This window comes from Glaciecola petra, from assembly GCF_031846345.1.
GTDB lineage: Bacteria > Pseudomonadota > Gammaproteobacteria > Enterobacterales > Alteromonadaceae > Glaciecola > Glaciecola petra.
The window spans coordinates 187,579-205,140 of the sequence record NZ_JAVRHX010000004.1; the positions used below are offsets into that span (position 1 = coordinate 187,579).

At 43.5% G+C, this 17,562-nt stretch carries 4 protein-coding genes; all 4 read right to left on the reverse strand.

Annotated features, from left to right (window positions below):
• Positions 1 to 5 precede the first annotated feature (5 nt).
• The 4 genes from RM552_RS13820 to RM552_RS13835 are packed head-to-tail and all read right to left on the reverse strand — an operon-like array spanning position 6 to position 17,477.
• Entirely contained in the window at positions 6 to 3,356 is a 3,351-nt protein-coding gene (locus RM552_RS13820) for a hypothetical protein (protein WP_311369446.1), read from the reverse strand.
• Positions 3,356 to 7,681, reverse strand: a complete 4,326-nt coding sequence (locus tag RM552_RS13825; protein ID WP_311369447.1) for a PKD domain-containing protein — start codon at positions 7,679 to 7,681, stop codon at positions 3,356 to 3,358. Before RM552_RS13825 ends, RM552_RS13820 begins: the two co-directional genes overlap by 1 nt.
• Positions 7,681 to 10,965, reverse strand: a complete 3,285-nt coding sequence (locus RM552_RS13830; RefSeq protein ID WP_311369448.1) for a hypothetical protein — start codon at positions 10,963 to 10,965, stop codon at positions 7,681 to 7,683. The genes RM552_RS13825 and RM552_RS13830 overlap by 1 nt, the downstream gene beginning before the upstream one ends.
• Positions 10,966 to 10,976: 11 nt before the next feature.
• Positions 10,977 to 17,477 (reverse strand): Calx-beta domain-containing protein, encoded by a 6,501-nt coding sequence (locus RM552_RS13835; protein WP_311369449.1) that lies wholly within the window; start codon positions 17,475 to 17,477, stop codon positions 10,977 to 10,979.
• Positions 17,478 to 17,562 lie beyond the last annotated feature (85 nt).

The window sequence follows — 17,562 nt, forward strand, 5'->3', positions numbered from 1 at the left end:
GCCTTCTACTGAGGAATAACATGCACTCTGTCCTCACCTGTTTCTAACTTTCCACGAAAGTTAATGGTCTTAAAGTTAGTGCCAACCAATACTTCACCTTTTATACGATATGTACATATTTGGTCAGTACCGCCACTGTCACAGGTTATCAGCACTTGTCCAGGCACTGTAGTACCCCCGTTTTGAGCCGACAGATTATCTTTGTTCCACCACATACTTACTGCCGGTAAAGGGTTATTTTCCAATAATTCTAAGCGCAGGAGATCATTGCTTTGGCTTATTAAATCTCCATCGGCATTTGCGATATAGATAATGATAGCGTCATCAATTTTCGCACCTGAATCATACAATTCGACCAAAGAAGCATCGTTGGGTATCACATTAAGCGCGCCCGTTGCATTGCCTATTTTAATATCGTCTGGCACCTCTAATTGTACATTTGGATCAGACGTTTCAAGCCTAAGTTTATAAAAATTCAATGGTAAGGCTCGTGGCAACCGGAACTTAATCTTACTGTCTGTGGCTGACTCAACCTTAAATATTTCGCCAGTTTTACTTGCATCGTTAACTTGAATGAGCTTTAGCTTTAAGTCGTAACGAGCAGCAAAAGACTGTAGGTTTTCTCCGCGAATAGTGATCAAGCGCCCTAACCTTGCATTTTGCGGTGTCGCTTTAAATATCTTAGGTTGTCCCACCCAGCGAATGTCGCGACCAGGCAAAGGTAAGCCTTCGCTAGAAAAGTCAGAATAGTCGTTGTCATCCATAATAATACTGACATTTATAATTTCCCCTCTTAACTTTTTCATTAGTGGGGCTAAATCACTAATAGGAATGCCAATATCCACCCACGAAAGGTCTGAAATATCAATTTTGTGGGATTCGTTTAATTGCAAGGTTTGTTTGTTACCAAAGCGATCTGTTAAGCGCAGTTTCGGCCAATAGTTTTCACCATCAGATTGCAGATAAACAAACTTGGTACCGCGTATAAATAATTTATTACTATCAACGGTAGAAAAGAGCTCGGGAATATCATCGTCAATACCGCTATTACTTGTACTAATGCGTGTAATCGATGCTCTTGGTGCCACCTCAAAAGTAAACTTTTCTGGTGTGTATACGGCTTGAAAACCCTGAAACGCATTGGTAGCGATACTGGCAACACGGATTGGAATAGCGGCTTTTTCTGCAAAGTCTTTGACTTTTTCTTTTAAACTAGCAAAAAAATTATCGCTTAATGCCTTGGGCAAACAATCAGGCAATTTATTTGTGACCAACATACTGCCTGCGATATCGTATGCGTATTTAGCTATGGTTTCTTTCACAATATTTTCAATTTCTACGGGGTTGTTTGCAGCATCAATCTTTTTCTTAAATTCGGCCACCATGGTGCCATAACTCACTAAAGAAGTAGGCGCACTGGTCGCAATAAACTTCGCTAAACATTGGCCCGTTGCTCCATCTACATTGGCTTGTCCTAGCAAAGAACCAACAATAGGCAACACTACTCGCTCCAGCATGGTGCGTCCTAGCACTATGTTTTGCGCCTTCTGCTGCGCTTTGGTCAAAGTTACGTTAGTGCCTACGCCAAGACCGCCGGTTAAAAACTCAAGCTTACACACCTGCATATGACATAAAGGTGCGCCGCTGTCAGAGGCCACATAAGCAATTTGGTCAAGGCTAAGAAGCCCCCACCCCGAGGCCCCTATCATGCCAGTATCTAAAAACTCTTTTGCGTGACTTTTAAGTACTTTATTGGTTAAAGCGTTAGTCACTTGCAAGCTGGCAAAATAAACGCCTTCATTTCGAGCGCACAAGTCAGAAGGCCAGATACCAGCGGGCTTATTGACTGATTCTAGGCCTAAACAAGTAAAAGCGTCGCGATAGAAACTAATTTTCATGCCCGAATATGAATTTGCCCCGAACTCAGTTTTAAATCCAACAACTTTGGATATAGGTTCGTACATTACATCACCAGCAAAAACAGCGGCAAATGTATCGTCGAGGTAATCAAATAGGCTAGATGAGCTTTGGTTGTTTACAACAAACGAATTAAATGAACGCGATTGTATGGCGTCGCTTTGAGCTGATAAAACAGCCAGCATCTTGTCGACTTCTTGTATTAGCTTGTTTTCGCTTTCTAGTGAATAGGCATATTCATGTAGTTCACTGATGCGGGCAAGAGAATCTTCACCTGCGTCAAGACTAAAAGAATAGTCAATCAAGTTTTTAATTGACGATTGTTGGTCTAGAGGCAATGAATCCGATAAGCGTTTTACCATCAAGCTTTCCAAGGTGCTTTGCACACCTAATTCAATTCGTTGAGAATGTGGCCAAACAACCGCTTCTACGCTTCTGTTGTTGGCATGATAAAAACGTAAATAAGAGGGTTTATTATTCACCGGTAGTGATATTGTCACGGGCGCCATGACACCAGTATGTGGCGCTGACAACACAATTTTACCTTGCTCACTCAGTGCTGACCATTCACTCGGCACTTCCAGTGAATTAGTGGCAAAAAGTTCAATTTCGCGCATTAAAGGTAACACTATTGACGATGTTGTTGTGTCGGTTTTCCAGCTCAATACGTTCGAACTAGTAACTTGCGGTAAATGAGTCACAATTTGCTTGTTTTCTACACTAAAATTTAACGCAACATCACCTAAAAACAATTCACTGATTGCCTCCAAATGCACACCTTCCAATACTGCCTGCTCACCCGTGTAAATGGGTGTTTGATGTTTAAACAGTATGGGTGAATGGGCTGTGTATGCCTGTACAATGAGAGCTTCACTTTCAATTCCCTGCGCCGCAACAGAAACGCCGGTAGGTAGCGCCTCGTTCAGGGATGTCACAAATCCGCCATGCTCATCCACTGCAATTTCTTGTGCCTGAATGCCAGCTTGACCGTGCCACATTAAATAAAAGGGCGGGCTATATTTGTGGCTATTGTCGAGTCTACCGGTAACAGTATTACCCGTAATCACAACATTGTTTTGAAGACTGCCATTAATATCGCTTGCCACCATTGCGAGAGACAAAACACCTTCGCCACTCACCTTACGCAGAGGCGTAAATGGGTCGTTATCTATTGTATCGTTCAAGCCATCTTTGTCTTGGTCTTGAAGAAAAGTGGCTTCATCAAAGTCAGCACTCATCACACTTTTACCAATTTGCGTTTGGTCTGTGGCAACCGACGGTGGTGACGCTTCGCCTGTCGGTTCGGCTGGTGCCGCAGGAATGGCTGGCGCCGCGGTATCACTATTGCCGCCACCACAAGCAACTAGCAAGGTAGCTGCCACAGTGCATAGCAAAGCAGACTTAAATAAGCTATTCGTGGTTTTCGTGTTAATCATCATCAGTTCACTCCCTCGGTGATGTTTATTGTGACGACAAGGTCAACTCCATTACCATTTTCGTCTTCCACTCGCACTGTAAATTGAGTTTGCGTTGGGCCAGATGTGCCGTATTTGACAAAAAACTCATTTAAACCTCTGTCAGAGTCAAACAAGGTATAGGCCAGAGTATCGCCATACACTATTTGTCCAAAACAACCGGCCATTGGCAGTTCTGGCGAATTAATATCAAGAATTTGTCCGTCCAAACCCAATTCAAACCACTGACAAAATGACTCCAAACGTGCACTGCTAAATAAGGCCGTATCACGCCAAGCGAATAGTGTTCTATTGTCTGGAATATCATCACCTACTTGAGTAAAATCTCCCGTCTCTCTATTGATAAGAAATTTAGCGTTGCCAAACAGTGATTTTTGACCAAACCACAACAAGTTGTCACCCAGGGGAATGAGCTGATTGAGCTCGTTTCGGCTAATTTGATCAGAAAATAAATCAGGTTCGCCCACCGGCGTTAGTTCAGTATCGCCATTTTTCCATATGAATATTTGTACGCCCTCGTTGTTGCCCTCGCCGTTTACCGGCAACAAGGTGTAAAAGGCATCTTCTATCCATAAACCTTGAATAGAATTGAAGTAATTGTCTAGGGTATATAAAAGCTGTCCATTGGGCTGACCGTCTACATGTGCAATAAATTGATTAGTAATGTCGTTGTAGAGCACCAAAGTACCAATTTCGCTAGAGAAGATCCTATCAATTCTGGCAAAGCTCACAGGCAGCCTAAACACTTGCTCAAAGTCAAAACCGTTTGCGCTACAATAAAGACCATCCCCACCGGTTAAACAAAATTGTCCATCTATCGTGGCTTGCCCTGCGCTAAATCGGTCACAAGAGAGCAAAATACTAACTGCTTCATTGTTTTTTACATCGATTCTTTCCCATTGGCTATCCATGCAGTGATACAGCACGCCATTGCTTTCATTCACTTGGGCGCCAAACAAACTTGCAAAGCCACCGGTGTCAATCTCACCAAAAGTATTATCGGGCAATTGCCATTTGATAAAGGTAGAACTGGTGTCTTGATTAGTGTAACTGTAATAAATGATTTCTTGTTCAATACTGGTCACGATACCCGAGTAACCTGTGGAATTTTCGTCAATCACTTGGCTACCTTCTTGAGGTGTCCATGTATGGATTTTATAAACGCGGGGGTCGGCATTAAAATTGGCTGTCCTGTATGCCACACCGTTATCTTTCCAAGGCCTAATATCAAGAGGGTCATTTTCGAGCGCTAAAACTTCTCTACCAGACGCCAATTCAGGAGTATAATCGTAACCCTCGGTACTTTCGATAAGTGTACCGCTGTCGGTTGTTTGCACTACTTGAGTCAACCGTAATGTCTCGCCGTCAGGCTCTTCAATAAAGGTGAGTAACTCGTCGTAGCCAATCAATAGGTTTTCACCCTGGGCAACGGTGTAACTGGGCATTCCATTAATGACAGGTGGATCATCAACTGGATTGACCGTTACTGTGACACTGGCCGTCGATACGGCTCCTTCCGCATTTTGGGCAGTCACATCAAATGACAAATTGGCAATATTAATGGTCACGGGAGCCACAATGATGGGAGAAGGAGTATTGGCGCCGCTAATATTTACCAAAGTTCCTGAAGTTTGCACCCAAGCATAAGTCACACTAGGGTCACCAATGCCACTTGTAGTAGCCGAAGCGTCAAAAGATACTTGCGCTCTTTCGTCTATTGTATAAGCATCAGCCGCCAACATTATGTTAGGCGGACTAGACACCGAACGATTGATATTCACTAATTGCACGTTATCACTAGCGGCAAGTGTTGCCCCTAATAAGTCTTCAATGCGTAAACGAAAACGAGTATTACCCGCCACATCATTCGCTAGCAAAGATGCCGGAATGATCATCGATTGTTGACCCGGTATAAAAGTCAAAAAACCGCTTAGTGCTTCAAAATCGACACCGCCAACTGCGTTGTCACCATCACTTTCAACCGCTTCCAAGAAATAATTAAAACTTATTTCTTGCAAGGCAGGCGAGCTCAGCACAAGCTCAAGAAATGCAATACCTCCCTGATTGCCAACATTCACACTAATATCAGAGCCAAGCGCTAATAAAGGCTCGATTGGGTCACCTGCGCATAAGTTAAGCGGGTCGTTGCGACATTCGTCAACTGAGTCGCTAACACTATCTCCATCGGAGTCTTCGAGCCATGGGTAGGTAGATGTATCAAAAGGGGACTGTAAGGTCTCGCTTAGGTTAGATAAAGTATCGCTGTCTGTATCTTGTGAAAAATCGGCTAACGAGTCATTTTGTGCAATGCGTTGTGCGCCTTCAGCAAATATTGTCATTCGCAATAAATAACGCAGGTCACTGGCTTGCGCTTGCCATTGTGCAAGTTCAACATCGGTGTAATAGTTTGGGCAATCTCGTTGCCACTGGGCAAAATAGTCGGCATCAGCTTGGATCACCGCCAAATCGGCAGAACTAATAAAACAACCTTGCTCTTCTAAAATGACCGGCATGCGTAAACGTTCAATTAACCACTCACTTGTGCTAGTGCCACTCATTGGCAAGGCTCCAATAAATACCTCTCCTATTAGCGACAAACCAACATAACTAGGATTTTCATTTAAGGTGTTACCAATACTTGTGTACCAGTCGAACAAACTACGTTGCTCGCGGTCCATCATTGACTGCTCCAACACGTTAATCCAAGATGCAGGTAAACGTTCAACACCCAAACGCACTGCTTCGTCTTCTCCGGCTATGCGAGCTTCTTCGCGTAACGAGCTTTCAAATAATAGTGCCGCTAAAGATTTATCGTCGCTAAACGGTATCTGTTGCTCAATCACTAGTTTAGCCTCAAGCCAATCAATGAGTAAGCTGCGCCACTGGCCAATATCTTGCCATTGTCCGCTATGGGTTGTCGGGAAATCTTGGATATTGACGTCACCCTTACCCTCAAATAATAACAATGAGATTTCTTGGCTTGGGTTGCCAAGCTCATTAATTAAATCACTTGGTACATTAACCGTTTTACTTGCACGAACAGCTAAAGTTTTGCCAGCAGCAACTCGTATTTCTGGCCATTGTGATGCCTCCATACTTTTACTCGCATTACTGCGCAATATTGCCGGTGCCAAAAGTGATGGCTCTACCGACATTGTCAGTAAATCGTCTTCGCCAACTAAATCATCTAATTCAAATAGTTTGGTACCGTCAAGCTGCGCAGCCTGAATGTTTTCAAGTTTATCGACGCCTAATTTATCTCTAAAGGTATACTCTATTTCGTATAAGCGACGCGCAGCTGGTTTTTGTTGTAGCAGGAGTTTGTTTTCGTTATATGCTTCGTCATCTGGCAGTTCACCACTAGGAACAGTTAACACAATGTCGTCATGCCGGGTCCCACGAAGGTTTTCGTCAAAGTCACTCCACCCATCACCGTCTGTATCGTTGGGTATACTGCAATTTTCGATATCAAGTTCTTCGCATCTGAGCCATACATCAAATTCGCTCCAACCATCGCCGTTTGTATCTGTAAATAGTTCAGAATTAAGTGGATCAAGGCCAATAGCCGCTTCTACCATATCAGGTACGCCGTCGCCGTCAGAATCTCGCTTTTCTTTCAATGGGTCGGTGTTAGTAATATTGTAGGTAGCGCGTTGTTCACCTAGTACCTGACCGGCCTGATTGAGGCTGACTACTAGCTCATAAACGCCGTCTTCTATCAAATAAATGCGTTTACTATACAGTCCGTTGGCATCTGGCTTTTGCTCGCTTGAAAAGCTAAACTCTTCTATCGCCCCACCGTTTATTTGCCAACTTAACTGCGCTTGTCCTTGCGCTACAATGTCTGCATCGACCTGCATGAGGACTTCGATTGTGTCATTGCTACTCAACGACCCTGGTAATAGATACAACTGAGAAGTGCCACTAAAAGAGGAGTCGCTACGGTCGGCCTGACCAAATCCGACAATAGATACACCAGCTTGCATAGGCGTCATCGGTAAAGAGCTATCAGGCAGGCCATTAACCAATACTTGCAAAGGTGAAGCCACATTAAAACCTTGTAAATCACCGTATTGTTTAACCCAGTCTCCTACCGAGTATGTGGTCACCGCTTGTGTCTCGGGGTCCACCACCCAAACATTAATAAACTGGTCAGAAAAAATAGAAGATGCACTAAGGTTAGCACTGCAACATGCCAAGACAATTATGATGCTTCGGTTAGCCAAAGACTTCAAAGACTTCCATATTGAAAAAGTTAATGTTAATACAGCGAATATTATATGAGTCATTAGCGGGCTCCTCTTACAATTTGCTGAGTAACAGCGTTACCTGAAGCACTGCCAATATCGATCCATGGCGTTTGTCGCCAGCTCACCACCTCGTGCTTGGCATTAAAATAAACCAACTGATAGCGGTATTCTCTTCCGACTAGCAAAGGAGAACGGTCCACATAGCTAAAGTTTACTTGTGAACGTGTAGCTATGTTATCTACCGATGCCCAAATGTAAGGGTCTTTCAACACAAAACGTAATTCATTTTTACTGTTGCTGGTTTCCACCCAATGGGCATAATCAATAAACGGCGATACCTGCTTAAAGTTTGAAATGATATTGTCTTGTCGGCTTTGTCTAAACACCATAAAACCAAGCTCTGAGGAGTATTCACCAATTAACTGAGTTCGGTCACTGGCATTACAGTCTAGGTTAACCAAAGCAGCACCTTGAATAAGGGGTTGTTGCGTCACTTCACCAAATACGGTAATGCTATTGGGTGTAACCGTGCATTGGGTTTCAGCTGTTGTTAAGGGAATATGAAGGCCCGCACTAATAGGGGAACTAGTGGGGGTAAAGCCAAAATCAACATTTTGCTGAATACTTAAATCGCTTTCTTGGTTAGCGGTTTTTAAACCGGGCCAGCTTAACCATTTTGGTTCAGTTGCGGGTGAACTTGCGCGCACTTCACATATTTGTTTTGACCAAGAAGATAAGTCGGGAGAGCCTGCATTTTCGCTCGCACCATGAATTCGGGCGCGGGCACACCATTGATCATTTGCTCCTACTAAGGCAGGTAAATCAAAGTTTATGGTCGATATCTCATCTGCATTGCTAGCAATGCCCGTACGCGAAATACTTACCTCACTTTGTGTTGGTAGCTTTCTGTAAAACTCAACTTCTACAATACTTTGCTGCTGAGTTGGCAATGAAATATTCACGGACGCAAAGTCTGTTCCCAATGCAACATTATTAATGCGCGGCGCTAGCAAGTTGTCTCTGTCAATATTTTCAATCACTTGGCGGCAATCAATATGTGTTGCAACCGACACATTGTTGTTTGAATCGTGGCTTACTGCTTGCCCACAAAATTCGCCTTTTTCAACTACGAAGGTGTGAGTTTGGCTATTCTCCTCGCCACAACTAGATGACACTTTTACTAAATCACCCGCTACCTGTTGATAAATACTCACGCATTCGTCAGGATTTTCAGTTTGTACGGTGTGCGTGACAGGCCCTACTAAAACCCCAGCTGGTGCAGGCACACTGTCACAAGCTAATTTTTTTAAGGTTAATGTGCCACTGCCACAAAAGTCTGTGCCTGCTGGAATACTATCGCTACATGAAAAACCACTTGTATTGGCGCTTATTTGACCACCTAATGCACAATCACTAGCCAATTTGCCCGGAGGATAATCGGCCCGACAAGCAGCCGCTTTGCTGTCGACGATATCTTTATTAGACAATGAGTAGTCAGTGCCATTACATGTAAAATTCACTGAATTTGGTAAACCGTTTTCAACCGCGAATGACCATGGGGTACTAGCGGCTTGGTAATCAAGTTCGCAACCACAAGTCTCAGTGCCATCACCTGGGTAAGAAACGCTTACGATAGGCGGTTCAGGTAAGTCTCGGTCAGGAAAATTAACTCTTACAGGTTCTGATAAAAAGCTTAAACGACCGGCATTGCTCTTTGCGGCTAATCTATACCAATAAATATCTCCTTTTTGCAAAGCAGGTTGTTTATCGGCCACTATAATACGAGTGTGATTGTCTAATTCTAGCGCATTAAACTCAGATTCTACGATGCTTCCACCCATTTGCGCAGCAGCTCGACACTGCAAATTATTTGGACGCTCAAGGCGGTCGCTAAACCCGTCCCCGTCGCTGTCTTTAAAGCGTGAGGCGTCAGCAAAGTTGTCAAAGCGATAGAGCAAATAATCACTCACATTAGTTTGTATCATTTTATGACGTTGCTCGGCACAGGACTCATTACGCGCAACAAAACTTATCGTGCCATCTTCACTCACGCCACAAACACGCTTTGAATTGCCGAAACTCTCCAAGTAACTGTCTTGATCTATTTTTTCAAAACTGAGCTCTACTTGTTGGTTTTCTTCCGACAAATATACGTCAATATCCCAAGGTGCTGGTGGCCTTGAAAGATCTCCCACTGTTACAATAGTGCCAATAGTTGGGCCAAAATTACCGGTAAAATCGCGGGCGACAAGGTAATATGCTCTGCGATCGCCAGGAACAAGGCCAGCTGCATCGAGGTCGGCATGGGTTTCTAGCCATTCTGGTGTGTTTGGATCAAAATCTGCCGATACAGTAATTAAGGTATCGTTGACGCGTTCAAGATCTGTAAAATCAATTTGCCCTTTATTGTTAAAACCCAGTGAAGCGGCTTCCTTGGCCAAGTCTCGTAATGGCGCATCTGATAATTTATCTGCAATGTTTTCTTTGCTTCGATAGAGGTCATATCCACCCACAAATAATTGGTTGGCTACTCTATCAGCCATATTTTGTTCACCTGCGCCCGCCCAGTTTAGGGCAACTGAATAATGATCTTTAATGTCAGGAACATCACATTGTGACAAGGAAAGTTGCTCAAATGAAAGCATTGGCAGTAAAGCTTGAGTTTGTCTGGTGTCAACACTTACCAAGCCAATTCTGCGCATCTCATTTGTATTGTTAAGCGCCCGCAATTCATAACTAAATACGCCTGTGCCGGGTTTATCAATTGCGCCACGGTTGCGGGCGATAGCAACATTAAAATCACGTTTTGATGCGAGTTGAGCCCAATAATTATCACGCGCTATGCGAGCAATGATTTCTGCCCCATAATTATTCGCGTCAATTTCGACCAAGTTTGGATCAAGCACAGACTCTTCTTTCAACAAGCTTATGGTTTCTAACAGTCTGCGTGATTGCGACTGCCCCTGATACAAGGCGGTAAGGTCTTGCGCAGTGAGTAATTGTTGGGCGGAAAACTGCCCTATCAATGTGCCGTCACGGTACAAATTAAATTGGGTAATATCGCTTGGGATATTACCTTCTAAAATATCCCAACGTAAATACACTACTTGATTTTGCGAGCCTTGTAAGGTTAACGAACCTTCAGGTGCTTGTTTGGCAACAAAGTAAAAAGGTTGGTTAGCGCTAGCGCAAAAACTTGTGGTGAATATAGCTAAGGTAAGTACATGCCTTGCGAAATGTGAAACCGTTTTTTTAAGCGAGCTTAAAAGCTTCTTACATGCGCTTAAGGCTATTTTTTGATTCAATAAATTTAAAATTTTCATATAACGTCCCTTTAATGAATAGCGCTAACAGATAAATTAAATACCGACCAGCCATCGATATATCCGGCGGTAAATATTGCGTCGGCCGTGCCACAAAACGTATCTTGTCGACTCCGTTCAACCGAAGTCCACCCGGCTGGCTCGCACAAACCAAGACCTGCTATGCCAAACCCTTCTCCAACAAAGGTAATATCACCATCTGTGTTGACTTGGCCCAAGGCTCTTATTTGTCCGCGCAGAGCACCTACACATCCAACTTTGCCGTATGCGCCACCACCTACTAATCCACCTAAGGTGACTGGTGGCCCTTTCAATATCCAAGCACCAATGTCTGCTGCAACACCTATTGTTAATGGGCAACCATTTGTATAAACGGGTACAGAAGCTGCACCTCTCACGTATGCTCCGGTAAACCCGGTTTCTGGTATAGGAATGTATTGAGCCACTTTAGGGTCGAGCTCTAATAAAACATCTTGATTACAGGTTTTACCCACTAAAAAGGCAACCTCTGCTTGAATATCGCTAAATACTGCGCCTGCGGCGGCACCTAAGTACACTTCTTGCAAACCAATCCCAGCGGCAAAAGCAGGGTCGTATATTACAAATTCAGTAAACCCGATGTTGCCGGTCGTCGAGATACCTCCGTTTACACCAATTGGTTTAAACGCAAAACCATCTTCTCCACTTCCTAGCGTAAATCCTAAGTAAACCTTCTTAATGGTGATTTCCGACTGACCTATTTTGGCAGGAATACCTAAGGCCGAAATGGTCACATCAAGGTTTGACTCTGCACCCGGCGCGGAGCAACCCTCGGCTTTTCCATTAGCGGCCCAGCTAACTGCATCCAGGGCAGCACCAAATGTATTTCCTGGCTCACTTTCATCACTTGAGCTCATCGTCCATTCAGCACCCACATGAGCTCGTTCAAGTTCGTTACCAGCAATTACTGCAAAGCCATCTAATTTGCCACTATCAAGGGGAATATCGCGTATTGGCGCAGTTGCATCCTCGAGTACTTTGTTGGCTTCGTTTTCTACTTTAGCCAGTGCCTCTTGCACAATGGCATTTGCTTGGTCAGTAATTACTAATACTTGACTATTGGCTTGGCGTATAATCTCAACAAGATTAGTATTTAATTCTTCACGCAATGCACTGACTGGTTCTGAGGCCATTACTAAGTTTACTAACTGCCTTCGTAACTGATCGGCGCTAACATCTCCATAGGGAAATAAGCCGTCTGTTTCTTGTTTCAGTTGTTCAACTAATGTGGTTCTTATAACGACTAGCTTTTCTCGCACAAAATCAAAGCTGACATTAAACACATCAGTGTCTGATGCTTGCCTTGCAACTAGCGTAGTAATTTCACTCTGCGGAATATCGGCCAAACTCTCATTAATTGCTTCTATTATTGCGGTGCCATTCACGTTTGCCGCTCTATCATTTATTTGTCTTTCTATATCATTGACCAGAGCTTGAATATCACCAAGAGGCTCACTAATAACTGCTTTCAGGTTCTTCACGTCGGCTTGAACAATTCTGATGTCGTTGTCGACTCGCATAATAAGTTGATCCATCTGGGCAATATTGCTGTCTATTTGCTGCAATAGTGTCCTTACCTGGTCGGTTAAAGAGGCTAAGCCTGGTTGACACAAACTGTCACGTAACGCGACTTCGGCTTCAGCGACTTTTGTGAGTAATGCTGTAGCGCCTTCTCGGAGGGTATCTTGAGTATCGTTAATGGTTTCTTTAACCATTGGGTCGTCAACTACTAAATCCGCTAAAACGCCCAAAGCATCGCTATTTGAGAGCAATTCAACTAAACCCTTAATGTCGTTAAGTTGTTGGAAAGCCGCTTGTAAATAACCGGCTGATTCTGAGCCGATAACTGATCCCTGAATGCCGCACTGTGTTGCGACTACAGATGTTACTTCGTTAAATATCGCTTCTACTTCATTTCGGGCGGCTTGCACTTGCTCAACCGATTCGTCAATTTGAGTGACTTGCGTGCTTATATTCGTTAGTACTTCATCAACAGGATTAAAAACGCTATTTATTTGGTTTTCAGCAAGTGCTATCAAGTTGCCAACTTCTTCGATTTTTTGCTGTAAAGGCGCCTGTAATTGCTCACCGGGATCAAGTGCTTCAACGTCTTGCACAATACTCAATAATTCAGCTCGTAAAAAGGTTTCCTGTTCATCAAGTAAATGATTGATTGGATCAAAAACCACTTGGTCGGTTTGCGCAATCAAATGATTAGGGAAATTTTTTATCTCAGCCATAGTGTCAGCAAGTGTATCGAAAGGGTCTCGCTGGTTTGGCATAGCTGGAATAGCGGCAATACCCACATTTGTTACTGCGTCGAGTAAGAGTTTTTCCATGATTGGGTCTAGTCCGCGCCCTGCTATGTCGTTAACGAAAGACACCGCATTAGCAATATTTTCAAAAGTGGGCGTGATAATAGGCTCTTGCACAATCTTTGCTTGTACCAACAACTCATCGATTTTGGCCAAGCCATCGGTGTTGGTAAGATCTACTTGAAAGCGTACTTTTTTTAGTGCCGCAAAGTCAGCACTGGCTCCAAAGCTCAGTTTTGTGCGATCAGGTTGGATAAAATCGATACCCGCACCTGCGTCAAGTACAAATAAATCAATTTCTTGGCGTCGTCCCAGAAAACTGACTTCTTGGTTAGCAAGCGCAACATCGTAAAATACCGGCAATTGAAAACCAAACCCTGTTCTGCCCCATTCGTATCTAGCATCAAAATCAAACTGTTCGTCTTCTAATATTTGTGCTTGCAATTCAAAGTTTAAAGACGCCTCTAAAGCTTGGTATGAGGCAGTATCAAAAGTCGCTCGCGGCACTACTACTGTTGCTTCTGCTACGGTATTGCCAAAACTGGTAGTATTGGCAAGTCGTAAATCTGACTCAAGTGCTAGCCAAAACGGTACGCCAATATCTGCGCTCATTTCTAGCGTGCCATACCTAATTATTTCAGGTTCTGTTAGGTCTATTGGTGCTTTAAGTGCGACCGAATCAACAATAATCGGATACCCCGCTTTAGTATCGCGAGAATCAAGGCGATATTGAGTTTGCCCATTGGCAGATGAATTTTGGAGTTGGCCCTGTGTGTTCCAGCGCGTGCGCATGGCTATGTTTTTATCGAGCGCTTTAAAACTAATATCGTGTTCGAGGCTAAGGTTTGCTTGCTCACTTGAACATGCTAAGGCTTCGCCACTAGCATCAGAAAACCCAAAATTAAATATATTAATGTCAGCGCGCCAACTGTCTAGTCGACACTGCTCTCCACATGCTTCTGTCAGCATTTGAGCATCGCTTAAACTGCCATCACAGGATAACGCCAAGTTGTTAAACGCCATACCTATTTTGGCATCACCTTCTAAGCGCAAGCTACCGTCTATCCAGTTAAAACTGTCGTTGGTATTACTTTGAGTTCGCAAAGCAAAACGGTCTAAATCAATACTAAAGCCAGAAGCATTAAAAGCACTGGGCATTGCACTAGGGTCAGCATTAATTACGCCACTAACACCTGCGTTTTGAATCACAAATTTGGTCGCCTCATGCGAGGTGACACTTTGCAGGCTTGTTTGTGATGGTCCATTTTTTAACGCAAAATCCAATCCCGCCAAGGATGCACCCTCTAATGTTTGAGGTTGTCCGCTGCCATCAACATATAACTCTGGTCCAATATTAATCCCAGTTGCAAAGAAGTTTCCGAGCTTAAATTCGTCACTTTCTGGCCCAAACGTATTGTGAATGAAAGCACTTTGACGACGATGTGCAATTAATCCATCAGCGGCATTTTCGGCGGTATTGGGCAAATAACGTTGAATAAAGCCTGGTAGTACTACTATCGCTTCAGCGTTTTGTTCAAGCGCACTTAGTAACTCCCACGCATTGGCTGTATCGCCGTTGTTTGCCGCAAATGCACCCCAAGATAAACTGCTTGTTGTTGAGTACTGGGTGTCACCAATACCCGTACCTTGTGCATCAACATGTAAAACACCTGAAACTTCGTGTATTTGCTTATTACCTTGGCTACACGCAACGCTTGTGCAATCAAGGCTTTGCTCCATACTAAAATCAATCTGTACGTTATGATCTTGTAGTTGACCGTCAATAAGCTCAATAGAAAAACTCTGCCAGTTTATGTCTCCTCTTGGCCACGCCGTTTTTGCGCTGCCATTTGCAATATTGAGTGTCCCTGACAAGCCAAAGTTGCTTATCATTAACTCACCAGGGCTGACATTACTGTAAATATTGGTGTTTGACTCGGTATTTTGAATGCGTGGATCGCTTGCTTCAAAACTTGTTTGCTCTAATAGTGTGGTTCGGTCATAACTAACAAGCAAACCATTTTCGGTGAGGCGAGCACCATTAATTCGAAAACCAAAGGGTAAATCGTCTGAAGTGATGAAAGCATCTAAGGTGAATTCTGGTGTTACTGCCACACTGCCAAGAATCACTAATGGTAACGCGCTGGTAATGCGTTGTGATTGCCCTGCACTGTTCGATACTTCGGCAAAAAAGTAAGCGCCCTCTGGCAATACAGCGTCTTCGCCAGTAATGTCAATATCACTTTCTGTAACTTGCCAATTGCCACCATCGGCGCTCTGGACATATGCAGCACAAACTTCGCCAGAATAATCTGACACCAACTCTACACCCTCGATAGTGGTGCGTTGCTGATACGTGCCATTAATACGAACATCACCTTCATTAGGGCAAGTATCACCATCGGTCAATATTGCGCCGGCTAAAAGTTCAAAGTCAGTCTCACCAAATCGGATATCACCCGCGGGTGCCAGCTTGGGCAAATCTATATTTTCAGGGTTAAGGTTCGCCGTAATATTATTTGGTGCGACCAAACGCAACCTTAAGGCATGATTGTTCGCAGTGGCTGTGCCAATAAAATTATTGATTATATCGGCTGTCACCCTAGCAAAACGTGATTGTGAAATAACATCTTCATCATTAGCAGCGACTTGATTAATGTCGTATAACAACTGTCCAAGGCGCTCAGAATCAGCAACAGTATTGTTCAGTGTATCTACGGCTTCTAGTACAACATCAAATGGCCAAAGCTGGCCTCCATTGCAGGCATTATCGCTACAATCAGCATCGACCATCGCTAAAAACTGCAATGCTTCTTTGCTTTCATTAGCGCTATCACTATTCGCAGGATTTATGGCCAGCCCCTGGTCAATACTACTGGCACAAGCTAGTTCAGAGTTGTTTTGCAGCAGTTCAGTAGGTAAACCAATAGCCACAAAACAGCCTGAGCTTGTTAAGGCTAATTGCTCGGGAAGGCTGGCCGATGCTGGCATACCGTCTTTGATGGTTACTGTAGCGCTAGTTCTCCTCAGTGCATAATTAGAACCCTCAGGTAGTGAAAGAGTAATTGTGAGTTGCTCATCGCCTTCTGTAATGTTGTCGATAATAGGATCAATTTCAATATCGACAGACCGATTAACACCTCTGAATGTAATTGATGTCTCTATGCTTGCAAAATCTTTGTTGAGCTCAGCACTCATGTCGCTGACACTTATATTTACGGTAAGATCTGAAAAACTATTTCCGGTACGAGTTAAACGAACATAAGCCTTGCCTTGACCTTCGTAAACATACATATTATTGATGGTTACGGAAGGAGACAAATCTACCACTATGTTACATAAGGGCTCACACAAGAATATAGAGCCGTCACTGATAGTTAATTCAGGCAAGTCGGCAATAATGTTAGCATCTTGAATAGCGTTATATACAGCACCAACATCGATACCATTGAAAACATCTAAGGTTTCTTGTAAAGGCACTCCTGTTTCAATCAGATCTAAAACATTTGTCAGTGCTATTGGCAAATTTTGCCCATTAGGATCTTGTTGTAAAAGTGCGCCACCTAGCATTAATAGGGTAAAAGAAGGATCGTCAGTTGATTCGACATTGGTAATATCAAGCTGAGCAAAATCTTGCTCTGGTGCAAACCCTAAACCTTGTGCCAAGTTACTTTGTTGTGCTTCATAATCCGATATGACATTACTTGCTGCACTATTATTTTGTCCTTCGTTTTGTCGCCATAACTGAGTTGTTATTGTGGTCAGAATATTTACATTGTGCGGTGTATTTTGAGATTCAGCATTGATTTCGAAAATACTTTGTAAGGGCTGACTAACAGGAACAATTCTCTCTTCTCCCGAAATTTCATCAACATAAGTGCCGTGCGCTCGCACATTCACTATTTGGTTTGGCAGTGACTCAAAACTATATTCGCTGCCATTAATTTGTGCAGATAATGGCGCACCAAATTGGCCATTTTCGTCAATAGGATAAACGTCTACTTGGAGGTCATTAAACTCTCCTTTTTGTACCTTTCCGCTAATTGTTATTTGCGGTTCGGGTGGTGGCTGCGGAGGGTTGCTAGGTGCACTGTCGTCATCCCCCGACGAGCAGGCACTCAAGATAATAACCAGTGTAATGCATAACAGTTTGCACATTTGGAAGGAAAAGTCCTTCGTTTTTCTTGTTAATATTTTTAGTGTTTCCATACTCTATTGGCAATGTATTTTATAACAGACAAGC

Excerpts from the sequence above, each read along its gene's own strand:
- RM552_RS13820 (WP_311369446.1), bottom strand. The coding sequence starts at position 3,356 with ATGATGATTAACACGAAAACCACGAATAGCTTATTTAAGTCTGCTTTG.
- RM552_RS13825 (WP_311369447.1), bottom strand. The coding sequence starts at position 7,681 with ATGACTCATATAATATTCGCTGTATTAACATTAACTTTTTCAATATGG.
- RM552_RS13830 (WP_311369448.1), bottom strand. The coding sequence starts at position 10,965 with ATGAAAATTTTAAATTTATTGAATCAAAAAATAGCCTTAAGCGCATGT.
- RM552_RS13835 (WP_311369449.1), bottom strand. The coding sequence starts at position 17,477 with ATGTGCAAACTGTTATGCATTACACTGGTTATTATCTTGAGTGCCTGC.